Below are 16495 nucleotides of genomic sequence, written 5' to 3'. Positions count from 1 at the left end.
GTGCTGGCGCTGGGGCTGGCGGCGGCGCTGTCCGCGGGGCAGCGCATGCCGGCGCTGGCGCTGTACCTGTTCGCGGACTGCTTCAGCACGTTCGTGTCGTTCCGCTTCTGGGGCCGCATGGCGTCCGCGTTCGACGCGCGCGAGGCGCGCCGGGCGTTCACGGTGCTCAACGGCTTCGGCATGGGCGGCGGCATCGCGGGTGGCCTGTTGGTGCAGGCGCTGGCGGTGCGGCTGGGCACGCCCGTGGTGGTGGTGAGCGGCGCGGTGAGCCTGCTGGCCGCGGGCGCCATCTTCCACCACCTGCACAAGGCGGAGCCGGCGCCGCCCGCGCGCTCGCGCTCGTTGCAGGCGTGGTTCCCGGCGTGGAGCTACCTGGGGGAGAGCCCGTACGCGCAGGTGCTGGCGGCGCTGGGCATCGCGTTCGCGGTGCTGTCGTCCTTCGTGGACTACCTCTTCCGCCTGCGCGTGGAGGGCACGCTCAGCGAGGACGGGCTGGCGGCGCTGTTCGGCTCGCTGCAGCTGTGGATTGGCCTGTTCTGCGTGGCCTTCCAGCTGCTCGTGGCGGAGCGGCTGCTCAAGCGCATGGGCCTGCTCATGTACCTGGCGCTGGTGCCGCTGGTGCTCGCGCCGCTGGCGGGCGCCACGCTGGCCACCGGGCAGCTGTGGCCGGTGCACCTGCTGCGGCTGGTGGAGACGGCGGTGAGCTACTCCATCCTGCCGGTGGGCATCCAGTTGCTCTACGCGGCGGTGCCGGACGAGCAGCGCGAGGGGCTGCGAAGCGCGGTGGATGGGCTCTTGCGCAAGGGCGGCGTGGTGCTGGCGGGCCTGCTGCTCATCGGCGCGGGCCGGGGTGCCAACGGCATCACGATGGCGGTGGCGGTGGTGGGGCTGTGCGCCGCGCTGGGCCTGCTGCTCGTGCGCCTCAAGCCCGCGTACCTCACCGCGCTGGGCGAGCAGGTGGGCGCCCACGAAGAGGAAGAGGTCGAGCTGGGCGGCGAGGCGCAGAAGCTGCTGGTGGATGCGCTGGGCGCGCCCACTCCGGAGCGCGTGCTGCGCGCGGTGGACATGCTGGAGCAGGCGGAGGCCGCGCCCCTGCGCCAGCACCTGGCCGCGCTCCTGAGCCATCCCCACGAGCGCGTGCAGGAGCGCGGCGTGACGCTGGCCCTGTCCATGGAGGCGCGGGAGCTGGCGCCCATGCTGGAGCGGCTGGTGGAGGAGGGCCCGCGGCGCCCTCGCGACCAGGCCGTGTGGGCCCTGGCGCGGCTGTCCCCGGAGCGCGCGGAGCGGCTGCTGCCGCCGCTGCTCACCAGCTCCGACGTGGGCCTTCGCTGCGCGGCCATTGGCGCGCTGATGCGCACGCAGGGCAACTCCGCGGCGCTGGAGTCCCTGCGCGAACTGCTGTCGAAGGGGGACCACGCACCGGTGGCCGAGCGGCGCGAGGTGGCGCGGCTGCTGGGCCGGCTGAAGGACCCTCGCTTCGCGGGGCCGCTGTCGCTCTACCTGGAGGACATGGACATCTCCGTGCGGCGCGTGGCGCTGGTTGCGGTGGGGGAGGGCGGCTACGTGGAGCTGGCGCCGCGCCTCCTGCCGTTCCTCACCTGGCGCGAGGAGCGTCCGGCCGCGCGTGAGTCGCTGGTGCAGCTGGGCGACGCGGTGACGCCGCTGCTGGAGCTGCAGCTCAACAACAAGGCCGCGCCGCTGGCCATGCGGATGCAGCTGCCCCGCGTGCTGCGCGGCATCGGTTCGTCCGCGGCGCTCAACGCGCTGCTGTTCTCCAACGTGCGCGACGACGCGGCCCTGCACTTCCGCATCGGCGCGCAGCTGTCGCGCCTGCGCGAGGAGCAGCCGGATCATCCGGTGGACGTGGACCGCATCCACGAGGCGCTGGGCCGCCGCCGCGACACGTACCGCCAGCTGGTGGGGGCCTTCCGCGACGTGCAGGCGGCGCTGGGGCCCCAGTCACTGCTCACCCGCGCGGTGGGCGACCGGTTGGATCAGGCGCTGGAGCTGTCGTTCTTCCTCCTGGGCCTCCTGCATCCGCCGCAGGCCATGCGCCGCATCCACCAGCACCTGGTGGGCAGTGATTCACGGCGCCGGGCCTATGCGCTGGAGCTGCTGGAGAACCTGGTGGCGCAGGAGGAGCGCGAGCTGGTGATGGAGCAGGTGGAGGCGCACCACCGCGAGCTCCCTCCCGGCGCGCCGGGCCGGCTGTGGCGGCGGCTGGCGAACCTCGTGCAGAGTGAGGACCTGGTGCTGCGCGCGTGCGCCCGCCACGTGGCGCGGGTGAATGGCCTGGACGTGCTCCCGCAGGAGGGCGACATGAGTGACACCATCGTCCAACGGATGTTCGCCCTGGAGGGCGTGAGCGTCTTCTCGCAGAGCGACGTGGACGACATCGCCGCCATCGCGGAGGTGGCGCGCGAGGCTTCCTACAAGGCGGGCCAGCGGCTCTACAGCCAGGGCGACCCGGGCGACGCGCTCTACGTCATCGTCGAGGGCGCGGTGGACGCGTTCCGCAATGGCGAGCACGTGCTGCGCTTCCAGGCGAAGGAGGCCATTGGCGAGGTGAGCCTGCTCGACGGCGCGCCCCGCCCCACGGACATGGTCGCCGCGGTGGACTCGCGCGTGCTCGTCATCGACCGGCGCGACTTCCTGGACCTGCTGGCGGACCGGCCGGAGCTGCTCACGGGCTTCTTCCGCTCCGTGAGCCAGCAGCTCCAGAGCGTCATCGACCTGCCTGCTCGCCGCGAGGAGGGCCAGCGGCTGGAGCTGGGCGCTCCCCAGCAGCCCGCGCCGCCGCTGGAGGGCATTGGCGGACTGCCTCCCGAAGGCAACGCGCCCTCCGACGTCTGAGTCAGTCTCCCGCGTCGTGCGGAGGCGGCGATTCGCCGCTCTTGAGCGCGGGCGGCTGCACGGGGTCCAGGCCGATGAGGTGCGCCGACGCCACCGACATGAACGGCCGCGTGAAGCAGCGGAACGGCGGGATGCTGCCCACGAAGCGCGTGAACGCGAGCCCCGCGAAGACCCAAGGCTGACGCTCCACCGCGGCGATGGGCGCGGCCACGCTTTCCGCCCGGTGGTCCAGGCGCGCCACGTAGTTGCGAAGGGGCCACCCGTGCAGCATGGGCAGCGCGCTCCAGACGCGCACGAACCAGGGCGGCCGCGTGACGGGGGCCAACCAGGCGCGGTCGCTCTTGGCGGCCGTGAAGACGAGCAGCCACCAGAAGCCCCAGAGGCTGCTGAGCAGGGTGAACACGTGCGGGATCCAGCACAGGGGGATGCAGAGCAGCAGGAGGGCGGGAACCCCCATCACGAACAGCAGGAAGGCCCTCCAGCGGCGCTGGAGCTTGGCGCGCATCCAGGGGACGTTGATGCGCACGCGCGGGGTGATTTCGGGGTCCTCGGGCGGCACGCCGGTGGCGAGGCTGGCCTCGCGGGAGATGACCGTGTGGTAGTCGCGGGACAGCGCGACGACAATCCACTGCACCACGCTCAACGAGCCGAAGAAGAGCGCCCAGAACTCCCAGCTGCCCAGGAAGAAGATGCCGTCGCGCACCGTGGGCATGTCGATGTTGAACCCCTTCTTCTGGGGTTCCTTCTGGACGCGCGGACCCCTGGCTTTCGCCTCCGGGACGTCCTGGAGGGCCTTCTGGACCTCCGCGCGGATGAGGGCGGAGAGCGAGTCGCCCGGGGAGTCTTCCTCTTCCGCTTCCGCGTCTGTTTCCGGAGAAGGGATCGCCTCATCGTCAGCGGTGGCGCGCTCCGAAGAAGGCGGGGTTTGCGCCTCCTGAGGGGTCTGTCTCGCGTCCTCCGCTGCGTCTTCGGCTTCCTCCGCGGCCTCTTCGGCGGCAGCAGCGGCTTCATCCGGAGGAAGGCTGCCGCTCTTCCCTGCGTTGACCGCCTCCTCCAGGAGCGCGGCGAACGCCTTCGGTACGTCGGCGGCGTCACCCTTCGCCGTGCCCTGACCCTTTCGGGCCTTCAGCGCGGCCTCCAGCTCCTTCGCCCGCTGCTCGATGCGGGCCTCGGCCTTCTTGCGCGCGGCCTCGGAGATGGCGGGCTTCGGGTCGGACTCCTGTCGCTCGAACTGGTTGAACGCCCAGCCCGCGGCGATGGCCAGCAGGAACGCCGTCTGGAGCGCGGTCACCTTCACGTAGGTGGCGCGGGCCGCGGGGCTCGCGAGGGTGACGCGGGCGATGTGGAAGGGCAGCGCCACGCCGTAGAAGAACTGGCGGATGCGGCCCTGGGGCAGCTGGCCCTTGGTGGACTGGAAGTGCTCGGCGCCGCCCCGGACCTCGCCCCACAGCTCCGAGGCGAAGTTCCGGCCCCAGGAGTCTCCCTGTCCACCGGGAGTCCCGCCGTCCTTCTCCTCCTGTAAAGGCTTGAAATCCTTGCCTTTCATGCCCGTCATTGGGCCACGCTACCACGTCGGGGATGTGCTAAAGGCCCGGCCGTGAACCCGAACCCTCTCTCGCTGCGTCCCTTCCGTCGTCCTTCCCGCCAGCTCACGCTGTCGTCCGGCGCGCTGGTCCTCGCCCTGGGAGCCCTCGCGGGTTGTGAGAAGACTCCCCCGCCGGCTCCGGCCACGCCGCCTGCCGCGGCCGAGCCCGCGAAGCCCGCCGTGCCCAATGAGGTGACGGTGCTCGTCACCGGCAGCGCCCGTGGCCAGCTCCTGCCCGTCGAGGGCAAGGGTGGCGCCGCGGAGCTGATGGGCCGCTGGGTGACCGATGAAAAGCACTGTGCCGGTCCGCTGAAGGACGGCCAGGCGACGTGTGCGGATGCCGGCACGCTCGCCCTGACGACGGGCGACCTATGGACGGGCCCGGCCATCTCCTCCTTCTTCCTGGGTGCTCCGACGGCCGAAGTGATGGGGCACATGGGCTATGCGGCCTCCGCGCTGGGCAACCACGAGCTGTCGTACGCCAAGGATTCCTTCCTGAAGAACCGCGCGGCCGGGGGCTTCCCCTTCCTGGCGGCGAACCTGAAGGTGACGGACGCGTCGCTGGCCAAGGACCTGTCCATGCCCGCGTTCCAGGTCTACGAACGCCGGGGCCTGAAGATTGCGGTGGTGGGCCTCACGTCGCAGAAGACGGTGCGCACGGCGATGTCCGGCCGCGCGGAGGGCCTGGAGGTCACGCCCAACGAGGACGCGCTGAGCACCGCGGTTCCCGAGGCGCGCAAGGCGGGCGCGGACGTCGTCGTCATCGTCGCGGACCAGTGCCCCACGGACCTGCAGCCGGTGCTGGCGAAGCACGCGGACTGGAAGGTGTCGCTGGTGGCCGGTGGCCGCTGCGGCACGGATGCCCCCGGCGTGAAGACGGAAGGTGACACCACCTACGCGTCGCTGGGCCGCGGCTTCGAGTCGTACCTGCGCGCGCAGTTCAAGTTCGACCCGGCGAAGCCCGCGGGCCAGAAGGTGACCGGCGTGGACACGAAGGTCGTCCAGGTCTCCGGCGGCACGCCGGACGCGGAGACGGCGAAGCGCATCGCGGAGTGGCAGGCGAAGGTGGACCAGGCGCTGGGCCGGAAGATCGGCTTCACCAAGACGGGCATCCCGCAGGACTCGCCGCTGATGGCGAAGTGGGTGGCGGGCGCGGTGCGCTCGCAGCTCAACACCGACGGGGCCATCCTCAACAAGGGCGGCATCCGGGGCGGCCTGGCCAAGGGCGACGTGACGCTGGGCAGCGTGTACTCGGCGCTGCCGTTCGAGAACTCGCTGCTCACCGTGAAGCTCAAGGGCGAGGACCTGGCGAAGCAGCTGGCGAACCCGGATGCGCTCGTGGCCGGCTTCACCCCGGCGGGCAAGGGCAAGTTCAAGGACGCCAAGGGCAAGCCGCTGGATCCGCAGAAGGAGTACACGGTGGCCACCGTGGAGTACCTGTACTTCGGCGGTGACGGCTTCGACTTCGAGAAGCTGGACAGCGACCCGGCGGAGACGGGCATGGCGTGGCAGACGCCCGTCGTCGAGTGGACCGAGGCCCAGGCCTCCTCCGAGGCGAAGCCGCTCGAGAAGCTCATCAAGTAGCGCTTCGCGTTCCTGAAGCACCGGGGCGCCGGAGTCCTCCCTTGAAACGGGAGGGCGGCCGGCGCCTCGTCGTTTCCCCTGCTCGGCTAGAGTGGCCCCATGGAGATGGCGGAGTTCATCGAGACGCGGCGGCCGCGCTGGCAGCAGCTGGAGTCGCTGCTGGACAAGTCCGAGGGCGAGGGGCTGCGCAAGCTGAGCCTGGACGAGGCTCGCTCGTTGGGGAAGCTGTACCGCGCCGTCTCCAGCGACCTCTTGTGGGTGCGCGCGCGCAGCGGCTCCGCGGACGTGAGCGCGTACCTCAACGACCTGGTGGGCCGCGCGTACGCGCTGACGTACCCGGGCAGCCGGCCCCGGTTCGCGGACGTGTGGGCCTTCGTCGCGCGCGGCTTCCCGGCGCTGCTGCACCACGAGTGGCGGATGTACGTGGCGTCGGTGCTGCTGTTCCTGACGGGCGCGGGCTTCGGCTACGTGGGCATGGTGGTGGATCCGGACGCGGCGCACTACCTGGTGCCCGAGCAGCACCTGAGCATGGACCCCGTGAAGCGCGCCGCCGACGAGGCCGCGGGCAAGGGCATGTCCGTGGAGGAGCAGGCGCAGTTCACGACGTTCCTCTTCACGCACAACATCCAGGTGGCCTTCCTGGCGTTCGCGCTGGGCATCACGCTGGGGCTGGGCACGGCGGTGATGCTGTTCACCAACGGCCTGTTCCTGGGGGCGCTCGCGCAGGTGTACGCGGCGAAGGGGATGGCCGGGTGGTTCTGGGCGTGGATCCTCCCGCACGGCATCCCGGAGATCACGGCCATCTGCATCGCGGGCGCGGCGGGGCTCGTCATCGCGCGGGGCATGGTGGCGCCGGGGGGACTGTCGCGCGGGCAGGCGCTGCGCAAGGAGGCGGTGACGGCGGTGAAGCTGCTGTTCGGCACGCTGGTGCTGTTCGTGCTCGCGGGCTTCATCGAGGGCACCGTGTCGCAGATCCACCCGCCGAAGCTGTCGGTGGCCTTCAAGGTCACCTTCGCGCTGACGGTGGGGACGGGCGTCTACGCATATCTGCTGTCGGACTGGCTGCGCGGACGCCGGGACAGGGCGCGGGCGACGGCGGAGCTGGCGGGATGAGCGGGTCGGAGCTGGCCGTGCCTCCGCTGCCGCGCGAGCCGGAAGTGCTGATTGAGTGTCCGCGCTTCTCCCTGGTGAAGCGGCGAGCGGACGGCTCCGTGGACTTCGTGTCGCCGCTGCCGTGCCCGTACAACTACGGCTCCATCCCGGGGCTGCTGTCGGATGACGGGGACCCGCTGGACGCGGTGGTGCTGGGGCCTCGGCTGGCGCAGGGGCAGCGCGTGCGCGTGCCGGTGGTGGCCGTGCTGGGCTTCATCGACGCGGGGAAGGGCGACCCGAAGGTGGTGTGCGGGACGCACCCGATGACGCCCGCCGAGCGCGCGGGGCTGGAGCGCTTCTTCCGCGTCTACGCCCTGTTCAAGCGCGGCCTGCACCGCGTGCGCGGCGACGTGCCCGACACGCGCTTCGTGGGCTGGCTGCGCGAAGTCTAGGCCTCACTGTCCGGCTGTACTTTTCAAGTGAAGCTAAGCTGTTTTTGAAAAGAGGTTTGCTGAGAACTCGCTCATCTCAGTACCTCGATTTTCCATCGCAATTTCGCAGGCGCTTGAATTTCCTGTGAAATTCGGCCGCGCAACTGTCACTGCGACATCGCTCCTTGACAAGGGCAGATGCTGTTTGAGGTTGAGCATCCCACGCGTCGGTTGTGAGCAACGCCTACCGACCTGACCAGTCAAGAGGCCATCATGCAAGCAGCTCAACGCGGTGCGCCGAATTCGGATGACGAGTTCGATGTGCGACATTTGGTCAAACAGTTAAGCACTGGTGAAGTGCTCAACTTCATTTCAGCACCTTGCTGCTTGATCAAACTGGGCCCTGGCGCTTGTTCCGATGATTTCCATTATGCGATCACCGCAAGGCTCGGGTTGTTTCATCATCCCCGTGTTCGGTTGGGCGTCGTCGACTCGTCTAAGGTCGAATGGACCGTGTGGGTGAAGGCTGTTGTAAAAGCAAAACTTCAAAATTTGGCTGTACCTTTGAGCGACGAGGGGCATCCACCGGCTGGGTATTATTTGTTTATCAGGGGAGCCCCAGTGGCTTTTCATCCGGCAGCAGTCGACCTTGATCAGGATGGAAGCCTCCTTTTGGCTGGCGCAGCGACTGCTTTCGCTGGATTTTTCCTGAAGAGCCCGGAAGTGGTGAAGATTGCCACCCATATGGGTGTCTGGGCCGCTGGCGATCGCGCTGCGGCGTTCTTTGTCGAGCAGATCAAGCAGTTATTCTCGGAGTCGGCTTCGGCGGCGGAAGAGACGCTCCCTGTCGACGAGAACGATAGAGACGAGCCCCTGCGAATGGCATATGAGCTCCTCGGCCTTTCGCTGGATGCTTCGGAGACAGAAGTTCGGTCTGCCTACCGGAATCGTGTCATGGAATGTCATCCTGACCGTGCCGGGAGAAATCCAGTGGCCCAGGAACGAGCGAATCGACGCACCGCCGAAGTGAATGCGGCTCGTGACTATATTTGGAGGGTGAAAGGCTACCGCTGAGATCGTTATGCGCTGGGTGGTGGGCCGAGTTGCTTCGTCATCTTCAGGACCCGGTTCCACCGGAGCCCGTGCTCGATGGGGCCCACCCATTGCTCCGGCTGGAAGCCCACGCGCTCCCAGAAGCGGCGCGCGGCCGTGTTGCGCTCCACCACCGCCAGCCGCAGCAGCCGGCCACCGTTCGCTCGCACATGGGCTTCGTAGGCGCTGAGCACGGCCTCGCCCCGGCCCTGGCCCCGGGCCTCCGGTGCGAGGAGCAGGAGCCCGAGGTACCACTCGCCCTGGGCGGGATAGTCGCGCAGGGCTTCCAGCATCCCCGCGAGGGTGCCTCGTGCATCGCGAAGCGCGAACAAGTGGCCCTGGCCGGGGACAAGACCTGGAGGACGTTGGCTGGGAATGTTCCGGGCCTGATCCGGGAGGGCGGGGCGGCCGTAGACGACCTGGTGGTAGTCCTCGCAGCGGTCCAGGAGCGGCTGCAGGACGTGCGACTCGCTGTCGTCCACGGGTTCCGCCGTGAGGTCCGCTGCCACGAATGCTGACTGGGCCATGCCGCCTCCTAGAGGACGCCGCGCGCCTTGATGTCGAGGTAGCGGTTCACCGCCGCGAGGCTCAGTTCGTCCGGTGCCACATCCAGCATCTGCACGCCGCCCCGGCTCACGCGGGCCTTGAGCACCTCGCGGTCCGTGAGCAGCTCCGACGCCACCGCGTGCTGGAAGGCTTCCTCTGGTCCGGAAGGCGGCGTGCGCAGCAGCTTCTGGAGCGCCGTGTCCTTCACGGACAGGCACAGCGGGACGTGGCGGCGCGCGAGCCGGTGCAGCGGGGCCACCAGCGTGTTGGCCTGCTCCTCGTCGAGGAAGTCGGTGAAGACGCACAGCAGGCTGCGCCGGTTGAGGCGCACGTTCAGTTCCTTGAAGAGCGCCAGGTAGTCCACGTACGTGAGGCTGGGCGTCGCGGAGTAGAGCGTGTCCACCAGCTTGCGGTACTGGCCCCGGCCCGCGGCGGGCGGCAGGTAGGCCTTCACTCCATCCGCGAAGAGGGCCAGGCCCACGCGGTCCCCGTTGCGGATGGCCACGAAGGCCAGGAACAGCGCCGCGTTCACGGCGTGATCCAGCTTGGTCAGGCCGTCCACCTGCGCGGCCATGGAGCGCCCCGCGTCCACGCAGATGAGCAGCGCTTGCGAGCGCTCCGACTCCAGCACGCGCGTCACCGGCCGGCCGCGGCGCGCGGTGGCCTTCCAGTCCACGTCGCGCACGCTGTCGCCCTGGGCGTAATCGCGCAGGCGCGCGAACTCGCTGCCCTGACCGTCGCGCCGCAGCTGCCGCAGGCCCAGGTTCACCAGGTCCAGCGCCGCGCCCGACAGCAGCAGCCTCCGGGCGCCTCGCAGGTCCGGGTACACGGACACCGAGCGCTCGGCCGGGAAGGCGCGCTCGTGCGAGACGAGTCCCAGCGGGCCCCGCACGCGCACGTGCACGGCGCCGAAGCTGAACTTGCCGCGCTTCGCGGGCGTGGCCCGGTACACCCACTGCGTCTGGCTGTCCGGCGTGAGGCGCAGCGTGGCCTCCGAGGGCTCCGTGGTGAAGGACGGAGGCGCTTCGTCCTTCACGCGCACCTCCACCGTGCCGCCTCCCCGGTGCACCAGCCGCAGCTCCACGCGATTCGCCACGCCGACGTTGAGGCGCTCCGGCAGCGTGCGCTCCACCTCCAGGCGCACGCGGCGGGCCTGGAGGAAGTCGAACACGGCCAGGGCCACGGCCAGCGCGTCCAGCGCCAGCACCGCGCCGCCCAGGCCCGGGAAGAAGCCCGCCAGCGCCATGGGCAGCGCGAGCAGGGCGAGCAGCCCCCACAGGCGCTCGGAAGGAATCACCGGGGGACCTCGACGCCCTGGACCACCTCGCGCAGCACTTCCGCGGGCGTGGCTCCGTCCAGCTCCGCGTCCGGCGACAGGAGCAGCCGGTGGCGCAGCACCGGGCCCACGAGGAAGCGCACGTCGTCCGGGGTCACGAAGTCGCGGCCCCGCAGCGCCGCCAGCGCCTTCGACGCGAGCAGCAGGTGCACGCCCGCGCGCGGTCCCGCGCCCAGGCGGATGTTGGGCGAGCCGCGCGTCGCCGCCACCAGCTTGCGGATGTAACTGAGTACCGGCTGCTCCACGTTCACCGCGCTGAGCGCCGCGCGCGCCTGGAGCAGGCCGTCCTTCGTCACCGCCGCGTTCACGCCGGCCCGGGCCAGGTCGCCCGAGTCGAAGCCCCGGTGCACGGAGTCGAGGATGGCGTCCTCCTCCTCCGGCGCGGGGTAGCCCACGTCGATCTTCAGGAGGAAGCGGTCCAGCTGCGCCTCGGGGAGCGGGTACGTGCCCTCGGACTCCACCGGGTTCTGCGTGGCGAACACCGTGAACATGGGCGACAGCTGGAGGTTCTTGCCCTCCAGCGACACGGTGCGCTCCTGCATCGCCTCCAGCAGCGCGGACTGCGTCTTCGCCGGGGCGCGGTTGATCTCATCCGCGAGCAGCAGGTCCGTGAAGATGGGGCCTCGCGCGAGCACGAAGGCCTGCGACTTCAGGTCGAAGACGCTGGTGCCCAGGATGTCCGCGGGCATCAGGTCCGGCGTGAACTGGATGCGCTTGAAGTCCGCGCCCACGCTGCGCGACAGCGCCTTGGCCATCAGCGTCTTGGCCACGCCGGGCACGCCCTCCAGGAGGATGTGCCCGCCGGCCACGAGCCCGCAGAGCATCAGCTCCAGCGGCTCGTCCTGCCCGACCACGGCCTTGCGCACCTCCGCGAGGACGCCCTCGCGGATGGCGTTCGCGGACCGCACGGCGTTGCCGCTGTCCGGGAAGGGAGGAGGGGAGAAGGGCGGGGCGTTCATGGGGTTCCGGGTCGAGGCCGGCCGGTGCCGGCGGGGTGGATGCGCTCGCGCAGGTGCGCGGCGGAGGTGGCGAGAGCCTGGAGGTCGGCGTCCTTCTGGACGGTGGCGGCTTGGCCGGCCACGTTGAGCAGCCCTGCCGCCAGGTCCTGGCGTCCGCGCGACCGCAGCCCTTCCGCGACGGCGTCGGCGGTGGAGTGCGAGGGCAGTCCCGCGAGCGGCGCCAGCTGCTGCGTGAGGCCGCGCGAGATGAGGCCCGCGGCGAAGGCGTGGTGCTGGCCCTCGCGGTACAGGCGGCTCATGGCGAAGAGGGCGTCCGTGGCGCCCACGCGCATGGACTCAGGCGGAGGGAGGGGACGGCCGAAGCGCTTCAGCGCGCCCGCCCACAGCACGACGCCCAGCAGCAGCTGCGCGACGGCGAAGTGCAGGCCGTAGCGGCGCGCGAAGTCCACGAGGGAGCGCTCGTTGGTGAAGCCGTGGTGGAACTCGTCGAAGGCGTAGGGGCCGGGGCCCATGGCGCCCAGCGCGCTCAGCCAGAACTGCGCGTTGTCCGCGCGCGCGAGCGCCGGGTTCATCGCGAGCTCGGGGGCGCCCACCACCAGCACCCGGCCCTTGCCCGCGGGAATCACCGCCGCCACGGGGAAGCCCAGGCGTTCATCCTCCAGCACGGTGACCGCGCCTTCCGGAAGCCGGAGGTAGGCCTGGACCTTCGCCTCCACGCGCTCCACGCCCAGCGTGTACGGCGTGGGCAGCGGAGGCACCAGCGTGCGCATGGGCAGCGTCACGTCCGCCTTGTCCAGCTTCACGCCCAATTCATCCAGGAGCGCGTTCTCGCGCGAGCCCCAGGGCACGTACACGAGCGACGCTCCGGCGCGGACATGGGCGAGCACGCGCTCGACCTCGTCATCCTCGAGCTGCTGCGCCCGCAGCGCGTTGAAGCCCTGGTGCGGCGCCTGCTCGTCGTCGACGCCCGCGTCCGGATCCGAGGCGAGTCGCGTCTGATCCGGATCCTCCTCGTGCGAGTCCTGGACCTCCACGGCGAGCAGCACCAGCGCCTCATGGCCGGACAGCAGGCGCAGGTCCGCCATGTTGCGAGTCACCGGCAGGCCGCTCTCCTGCGCGAGCAGGTACAGCGCGCGCGCGCCGTCCGGTTCCGCGCGGAAGGTGGACAGCGGATCCGCGAAGCCGCCGCGCTGGGCGCCGCGCACCAGGAACGTCCCGAGCACGCCCGCGAGCAGCAGGCTCCCCAGCACGAGCAGCGGGAAACGGTCACGCACCGGCGGCCTCCTGCACGGGCGGCGCCGCGAGCAACGGGGCGGTGATGGCGCGGAACTCGGTGTAGCCGTCGGCGCCCACGGGCACGTTGCCGTACCACGCGAAGTCGAAGCGGCGCGTCAGCTCACGGAACGGGGCCTTCACCTCGGGGCGGCCGCGGAACGCGCGCAGGTAGTCCCAGTTGGAGAGGGTCTCGTCGTAGTGGATGGCGCCGTCGCGGTGCAGGCGCGACAGGAGCGCGAGGTAGAGGTTGCGCACCGCCTCGCGGTACTCGCCCTTCGCGGCCAGCGCGTCGGCCAGGTGCGCCCAGCCTTCAGGGGGACGGGACAGCGCGTGGTCCGGGTTGTCCGCGAGCGCCGCGGCATCCACGGTGCGCACGTCCAGCGCCGCACCCGAGTCCCCGCGCTTGCGCCGCAGGACGCTCACAAGCACCACCCCCAGCACCGCCAGCGTCAGCGCGACCAGCAGCACGACAAGGACGTTGGCCGCTGCGCCGCCGCTCAGGGGCAGGGCCGTCTCACGCGACTTGGGCTGCGGATCATGGCGCTTGAAGAAGTCCCTCAGCCACTCGCCCAGCTTGTCGATGAAGCGGCGCCACCAGCCCGCCTCCGGAGGGACCTCCTCCTCCTTGGGTTCGGACGGGGCCTTCTCCGGACGCTCCTGGAACTCCGGCCGCGCGAGGATGGACCGCGCCCGCTCCGTCGCCGCCCGGGCGTCGGCGCGCGCCTGGGCCTCGGCCGTGGCCGTCACCTGCGCGAGCCCTTGCTCCAGCGTCACCGCCGCGCTGTCGCAGTCCTCGTCGTCGTAGGCCTGCTGCTCCAGGCGGCGCACGAAGCGCTCCAGCTTGGCCGTCTCACGCGCGTCCAGCGCATCGAAGCCCCGGAGCGCCGGGCCCTCCACCTGTTCGGGCAGCTCGCACGTCGTCGCGACCTTCACCAGCCGGGCGCGCACGGCCTTTCGGTCCACGGGCGCGGCCTCTGGCGCCGCTTCCGCCGGCGTGGGCACGGCGAGGAGCAGGCCCGTGGCGAGGAGCAGCGCGGCGGCGACGCCCTTCGACGCCAGCGTGCCGGCCTTCTTGCTCCGCTCTGGCAGTTGCTGCACGGCGGCCAGCAGATCCAGCCCCTCCTGCCGCACGCGTCCGTCCACCAGCAGCAGCGTGGCGGTCGCCGCGCGCAGGGGCTCGAAGAGGGCGAACGTCGTCGCGGCGAGGAACACGAGCCACGGCGGGTTGTCCAACGACGCGAACCGCTCCGCGAACGTCAGGTCGATGCCCACGAGCTGACGTCCGAGGTACAGCAGGAAGTTGAACCCCACGTGCAGGTTGAAGAACACCAGCACCTGCACGGCCATCAGCCAGCGCACCGCGGTGGCCGTCCCTCGCGACGGGCCCAGCAGCCGCGAGCCCACGGCGTACAGCTTCAAGGGGCTGCCCCGGCCCTGCATCGTCGCCGCGTAGCCCACGCCCTGCGCGGAGAGGAGCATCGTCGCGATGCCCAGCGAGAACGTCAGCGTCAGCACGTTGAAGAACGCCAGGTACGCCACGGCGATGAACAGGCTGGGCAGCCGCGCCAGCGCCGCGCGCAGCGACTGCCGCACGGACGGCTCCGCCTTCGCGCCCAGCAGCACCTCCTGCACGTAGTGGCACGCCGCGCCCTGGCCCACGCCCCGGAGGAACCACGCGAGCGTGACGTACAGCGCGGGCAGGGTGGGGGAGCGCCCATGCTCCACGGCGTCCAGGAGGTGCAGCAGCGCGGCCACCACCGCGGCGCCACCGGGCAGCGTGAGCGCCCAGACGCCCGCGTCGCGTGCGCACAGCCGCAGCGCCGCGTCCATCAAGGCCACCGGACCCCGGGGCCGCAATTCCAATGCGGAGACGGCCATCGCGTCAGCCCACCGCGTGCGCGGCCAGCAGCACGCCGCCCCACACGAGCACGACGCCGAGCAGCGCCAGCACCACGTGCGCCACGCTCCACTCGCGCCGGGGCGGCGGCCCCTCCAGCGCCTTGCGGCGCGTGTCGAGGCAGCTGGCGCAGCGGTTGATGCCCTCGAACTGCGTGGTGCACTCGCGGCAGATGACGCGCCGGCACTCCACGCAGACGCCCAGGCCCGCGCGGTCCGGGTGGTAGTGGCAGCGGCCCGAGCCCTGAATCATGCGCTCACCTTACGCAATCCAGGGCTCGCCACACCACCCCCGCGCGGGCGGCCAGCGCCGGGCCTACAACTCGTCGAAGAACTCGTCGTTGTAGGTGTAGCGGCCAAGCCGTTTGACGAGCGCCTCCATGGCCTCCACCGGCTTCACGGAGAAGAGCATCTGGCGCAGCTTCTTCACCTTCTCGTACTCGCGCAGGGTGAAGAGCTTCTCCTCCTTGCGCGTGCCGGACTGGGCGATGTTGATGGCCGGGAAGACGCGCTTCTCCGCGAGGAGGCGGTCCAGGGTGACCTCGGAGTTACCCGTGCCCTTGAACTCCTCGAAAATCACCTCGTCCATGCGGCTGCCGGTGTCGATGAGCGCCGTGCCGATGATGGTGAGCGAGCCCGCCTCTTCCGTGGCGCGCGCGGCGCCGAAGATGCGCTTGGGGCGCTCCAGGGCGCGGCTGTCCACGCCGCCCGTCATGGTGCGGCCGGAGCTGTCGACTTCCTTGTTGTAGGCGCGCGCCAGGCGGGTGATGGAGTCCAGGAGGATGACCACGTCCTTGCCGGCTTCCACCAGCCGGCGGGCGCGCTCCAGCGCGAGCTCCGCGACCTTGAGGTGGTCGCCCGTGGGCCGGTCGGAGCTGGAGGCGATGACCTCCGCCTTGATGCTCCGGCGCATGTCCGTCACTTCTTCCGGGCGCTCGTCGATGAGCACCACCATGACGTGGCACTCCGGGTGGTTCTGGATGATGGCCTGCGCGATGCGCTGGAGCATGATCGTCTTGCCCGTCTTGGGCGGGGCGACGATGAGCGCGCGCTGCCCCTTGCCGATGGGCGCGATGAGGTCCAACACGCGCGTGACCATCTCCTTGTGGCCGTTCTCCAGCTTCAGCCGCTCGGTGGGGTCCACGGAGGTGAGGTCCGCGAAGTGGGGCAGCCGGGGCGCGCCGTCCAGCGGGCGGCCGTCCACCGTGTCCACCTTCTGGATGACACCCTTGTGGCCGCGCATCTGCGCGAACGCGGTGAGGTACTGGCCCTGCCGCAGGCGCAGCTTCTGCACCAGGTTCTTCGGCAGCTCCGGGTCGTCCGGCGACGCCAGGAGATTTCGCTTCACCTGACGCAGGAACGCGTTGGGGCCCTTGGCCTCCGTGTCCAGCACGCCCTCCACGGGCGCCAGGTTCTGCTGCTGCTGCTGTCCACCCTGGGCATGGCCGCCGCCGCGCTGCTGCTGCTGATGGCGCGGGTGCTCGTGGCGCTGCGGCTGCTGTGGCTGCCCGCCGTCCTGCGCGGGGCGGGCCTCCTGGGCCTGCGGCTGGCCGCCACCCTGGGGCTGCTGCTGTTGCTGCTGCGCCTGACGCTGCTTGTACTGCTCCAGCTCCTGCGGCGTCAGGAACACCTGCACCTGCTGCCCGTCCGGGCCCGGCTGCATGCGGTAGGCCTGGCCCTCCGGGGTGAAGTGCACCTGCGCGCCACGACGGCGGCGGCGACGGCGGCGGCGGCGTCCACCCTGGCCCGCGGGGCCTCCGGGCGCGCCGTTCTGCGCGGCGCCTCCCGCGGAGGCGTCCCCCTCGTCGGGGCCCTCGTCGCCCTCGTCGTCTCCGCCGTCGTCATC

13 protein-coding genes are annotated in these 16495 nt (G+C 70.9%); 5 read left to right on the top strand and 8 right to left on the bottom strand.

From position 1 onward, the window contains the following. On the top strand, window positions 1-2853 hold a 2853-nt coding region (locus D7W79_RS24270), incomplete at its 5' end, for a cyclic nucleotide-binding domain-containing protein (RefSeq protein ID WP_120527775.1). 1 nt (window position 2854) lies between these two features. Here the strand turns inward: D7W79_RS24270 and D7W79_RS24265 are convergent. Next, window positions 2855-4399 (bottom strand): hypothetical protein, encoded by a 1545-nt coding sequence (locus D7W79_RS24265; protein WP_120527774.1) that lies wholly within the window; start codon window positions 4397-4399, stop codon window positions 2855-2857. A gap of 51 nt (window positions 4400-4450) precedes the next feature. On the opposite strand from D7W79_RS24265, the gene D7W79_RS24260 reads away from it, so the two are divergent. The 4 genes from D7W79_RS24260 (at window position 4451) to D7W79_RS24245 (ending at window position 8619) form a co-directional block, all read left to right on the top strand. Next, window positions 4451-6022, top strand: a complete 1572-nt coding sequence (locus D7W79_RS24260; protein ID WP_120527773.1) for a bifunctional metallophosphatase/5'-nucleotidase — start codon at window positions 4451-4453, stop codon at window positions 6020-6022. A 99-nt stretch (window positions 6023-6121) separates the two neighbouring features. Then, a complete protein-coding gene (locus tag D7W79_RS24255; protein WP_120527772.1) occupies window positions 6122-7135 on the top strand; it encodes a stage II sporulation protein M in 1014 nt (337 codons plus the stop codon). Next, complete coding sequence (locus D7W79_RS24250) at window positions 7132-7566, top strand: inorganic diphosphatase (protein ID WP_120527771.1); 435 nt, start codon at window positions 7132-7134, stop codon at window positions 7564-7566. Before D7W79_RS24255 ends, D7W79_RS24250 begins: the two co-directional genes overlap by 4 nt. A 252-nt stretch (window positions 7567-7818) precedes the next feature. Then, window positions 7819-8619: a J domain-containing protein gene (locus D7W79_RS24245; RefSeq protein WP_120527770.1), complete on the top strand. Its 801-nt coding sequence runs from the start codon at window positions 7819-7821 to the stop codon at window positions 8617-8619. A gap of 5 nt (window positions 8620-8624) precedes the next feature. Here D7W79_RS24245 and D7W79_RS24240 read toward each other — a convergent pair whose 3' ends face one another. The 7 genes from D7W79_RS24240 to rho form a co-directional block, all read right to left on the bottom strand. Next, the gene (locus D7W79_RS24240; protein WP_120527769.1) at window positions 8625-9164 is read right to left on the bottom strand and encodes a GNAT family N-acetyltransferase; all 540 of its coding nucleotides are present in this window, start codon (window positions 9162-9164) and stop codon (window positions 8625-8627) included. An 8-nt stretch (window positions 9165-9172) separates the two neighbouring features. Then, entirely contained in the window at window positions 9173-10480 is a 1308-nt protein-coding gene (locus D7W79_RS24235; RefSeq protein WP_120527768.1) for a DUF58 domain-containing protein, read from the bottom strand. Then, window positions 10477-11478: an AAA family ATPase gene (locus D7W79_RS24230; RefSeq protein ID WP_120527767.1), complete on the bottom strand. Its 1002-nt coding sequence runs from the start codon at window positions 11476-11478 to the stop codon at window positions 10477-10479. Before D7W79_RS24230 ends, D7W79_RS24235 begins: the two co-directional genes overlap by 4 nt. After that, complete coding sequence (locus D7W79_RS24225; RefSeq protein ID WP_120527766.1) at window positions 11475-12752, bottom strand: DUF4350 domain-containing protein; 1278 nt, start codon at window positions 12750-12752, stop codon at window positions 11475-11477. Before D7W79_RS24225 ends, D7W79_RS24230 begins: the two co-directional genes overlap by 4 nt. After that, window positions 12745-14631, bottom strand: coding sequence for a DUF4129 domain-containing protein (locus D7W79_RS24220; RefSeq protein ID WP_120527765.1), 1887 nt, complete (start codon window positions 14629-14631; stop codon window positions 12745-12747). Before D7W79_RS24220 ends, D7W79_RS24225 begins: the two co-directional genes overlap by 8 nt. Before the next feature lie 4 nt (window positions 14632-14635). After that, window positions 14636-14902 carry a hypothetical protein gene (locus tag D7W79_RS24215; protein ID WP_120527764.1) on the bottom strand — a complete coding sequence of 89 codons (267 nt, stop codon included), beginning with the start codon at window positions 14900-14902 and terminating at the stop codon, window positions 14636-14638. 63 nt (window positions 14903-14965) lie between these two features. After that, window positions 14966-16495 (bottom strand): transcription termination factor Rho (rho, locus tag D7W79_RS24210; protein ID WP_244221934.1); only part of this gene is annotated, 1530 nt, incomplete at its 5' end.

Origin of the sequence: Corallococcus exercitus, from assembly GCF_003611585.1 — a bacterium.
Classification (GTDB): Bacteria; Myxococcota; Myxococcia; order Myxococcales; family Myxococcaceae; genus Corallococcus; species Corallococcus exercitus.
Note: the sequence above shows the minus strand (reverse complement) of the source record. Positions and strands in the feature narration are given on the sequence as shown.

Coding starts and splice junctions, on each gene's coding strand:
- D7W79_RS24220 (WP_120527765.1), bottom strand. CDS start 14,631: ATGGCCGTCTCCGCATTGGAATTGCGGCCCCGGGGTCCGGTGGCCTTG.
- D7W79_RS24255 (WP_120527772.1), top strand. CDS start 6,122: ATGGAGATGGCGGAGTTCATCGAGACGCGGCGGCCGCGCTGGCAGCAG.
- D7W79_RS24245 (WP_120527770.1), top strand. CDS start 7,819: ATGCAAGCAGCTCAACGCGGTGCGCCGAATTCGGATGACGAGTTCGAT.
- D7W79_RS24215 (WP_120527764.1), bottom strand. CDS start 14,902: ATGATTCAGGGCTCGGGCCGCTGCCACTACCACCCGGACCGCGCGGGC.
- D7W79_RS24265 (WP_120527774.1), bottom strand. CDS start 4,399: ATGAAAGGCAAGGATTTCAAGCCTTTACAGGAGGAGAAGGACGGCGGG.
- D7W79_RS24240 (WP_120527769.1), bottom strand. CDS start 9,164: ATGGCCCAGTCAGCATTCGTGGCAGCGGACCTCACGGCGGAACCCGTG.
- D7W79_RS24250 (WP_120527771.1), top strand. CDS start 7,132: ATGAGCGGGTCGGAGCTGGCCGTGCCTCCGCTGCCGCGCGAGCCGGAA.
- D7W79_RS24230 (WP_120527767.1), bottom strand. CDS start 11,478: ATGAACGCCCCGCCCTTCTCCCCTCCTCCCTTCCCGGACAGCGGCAAC.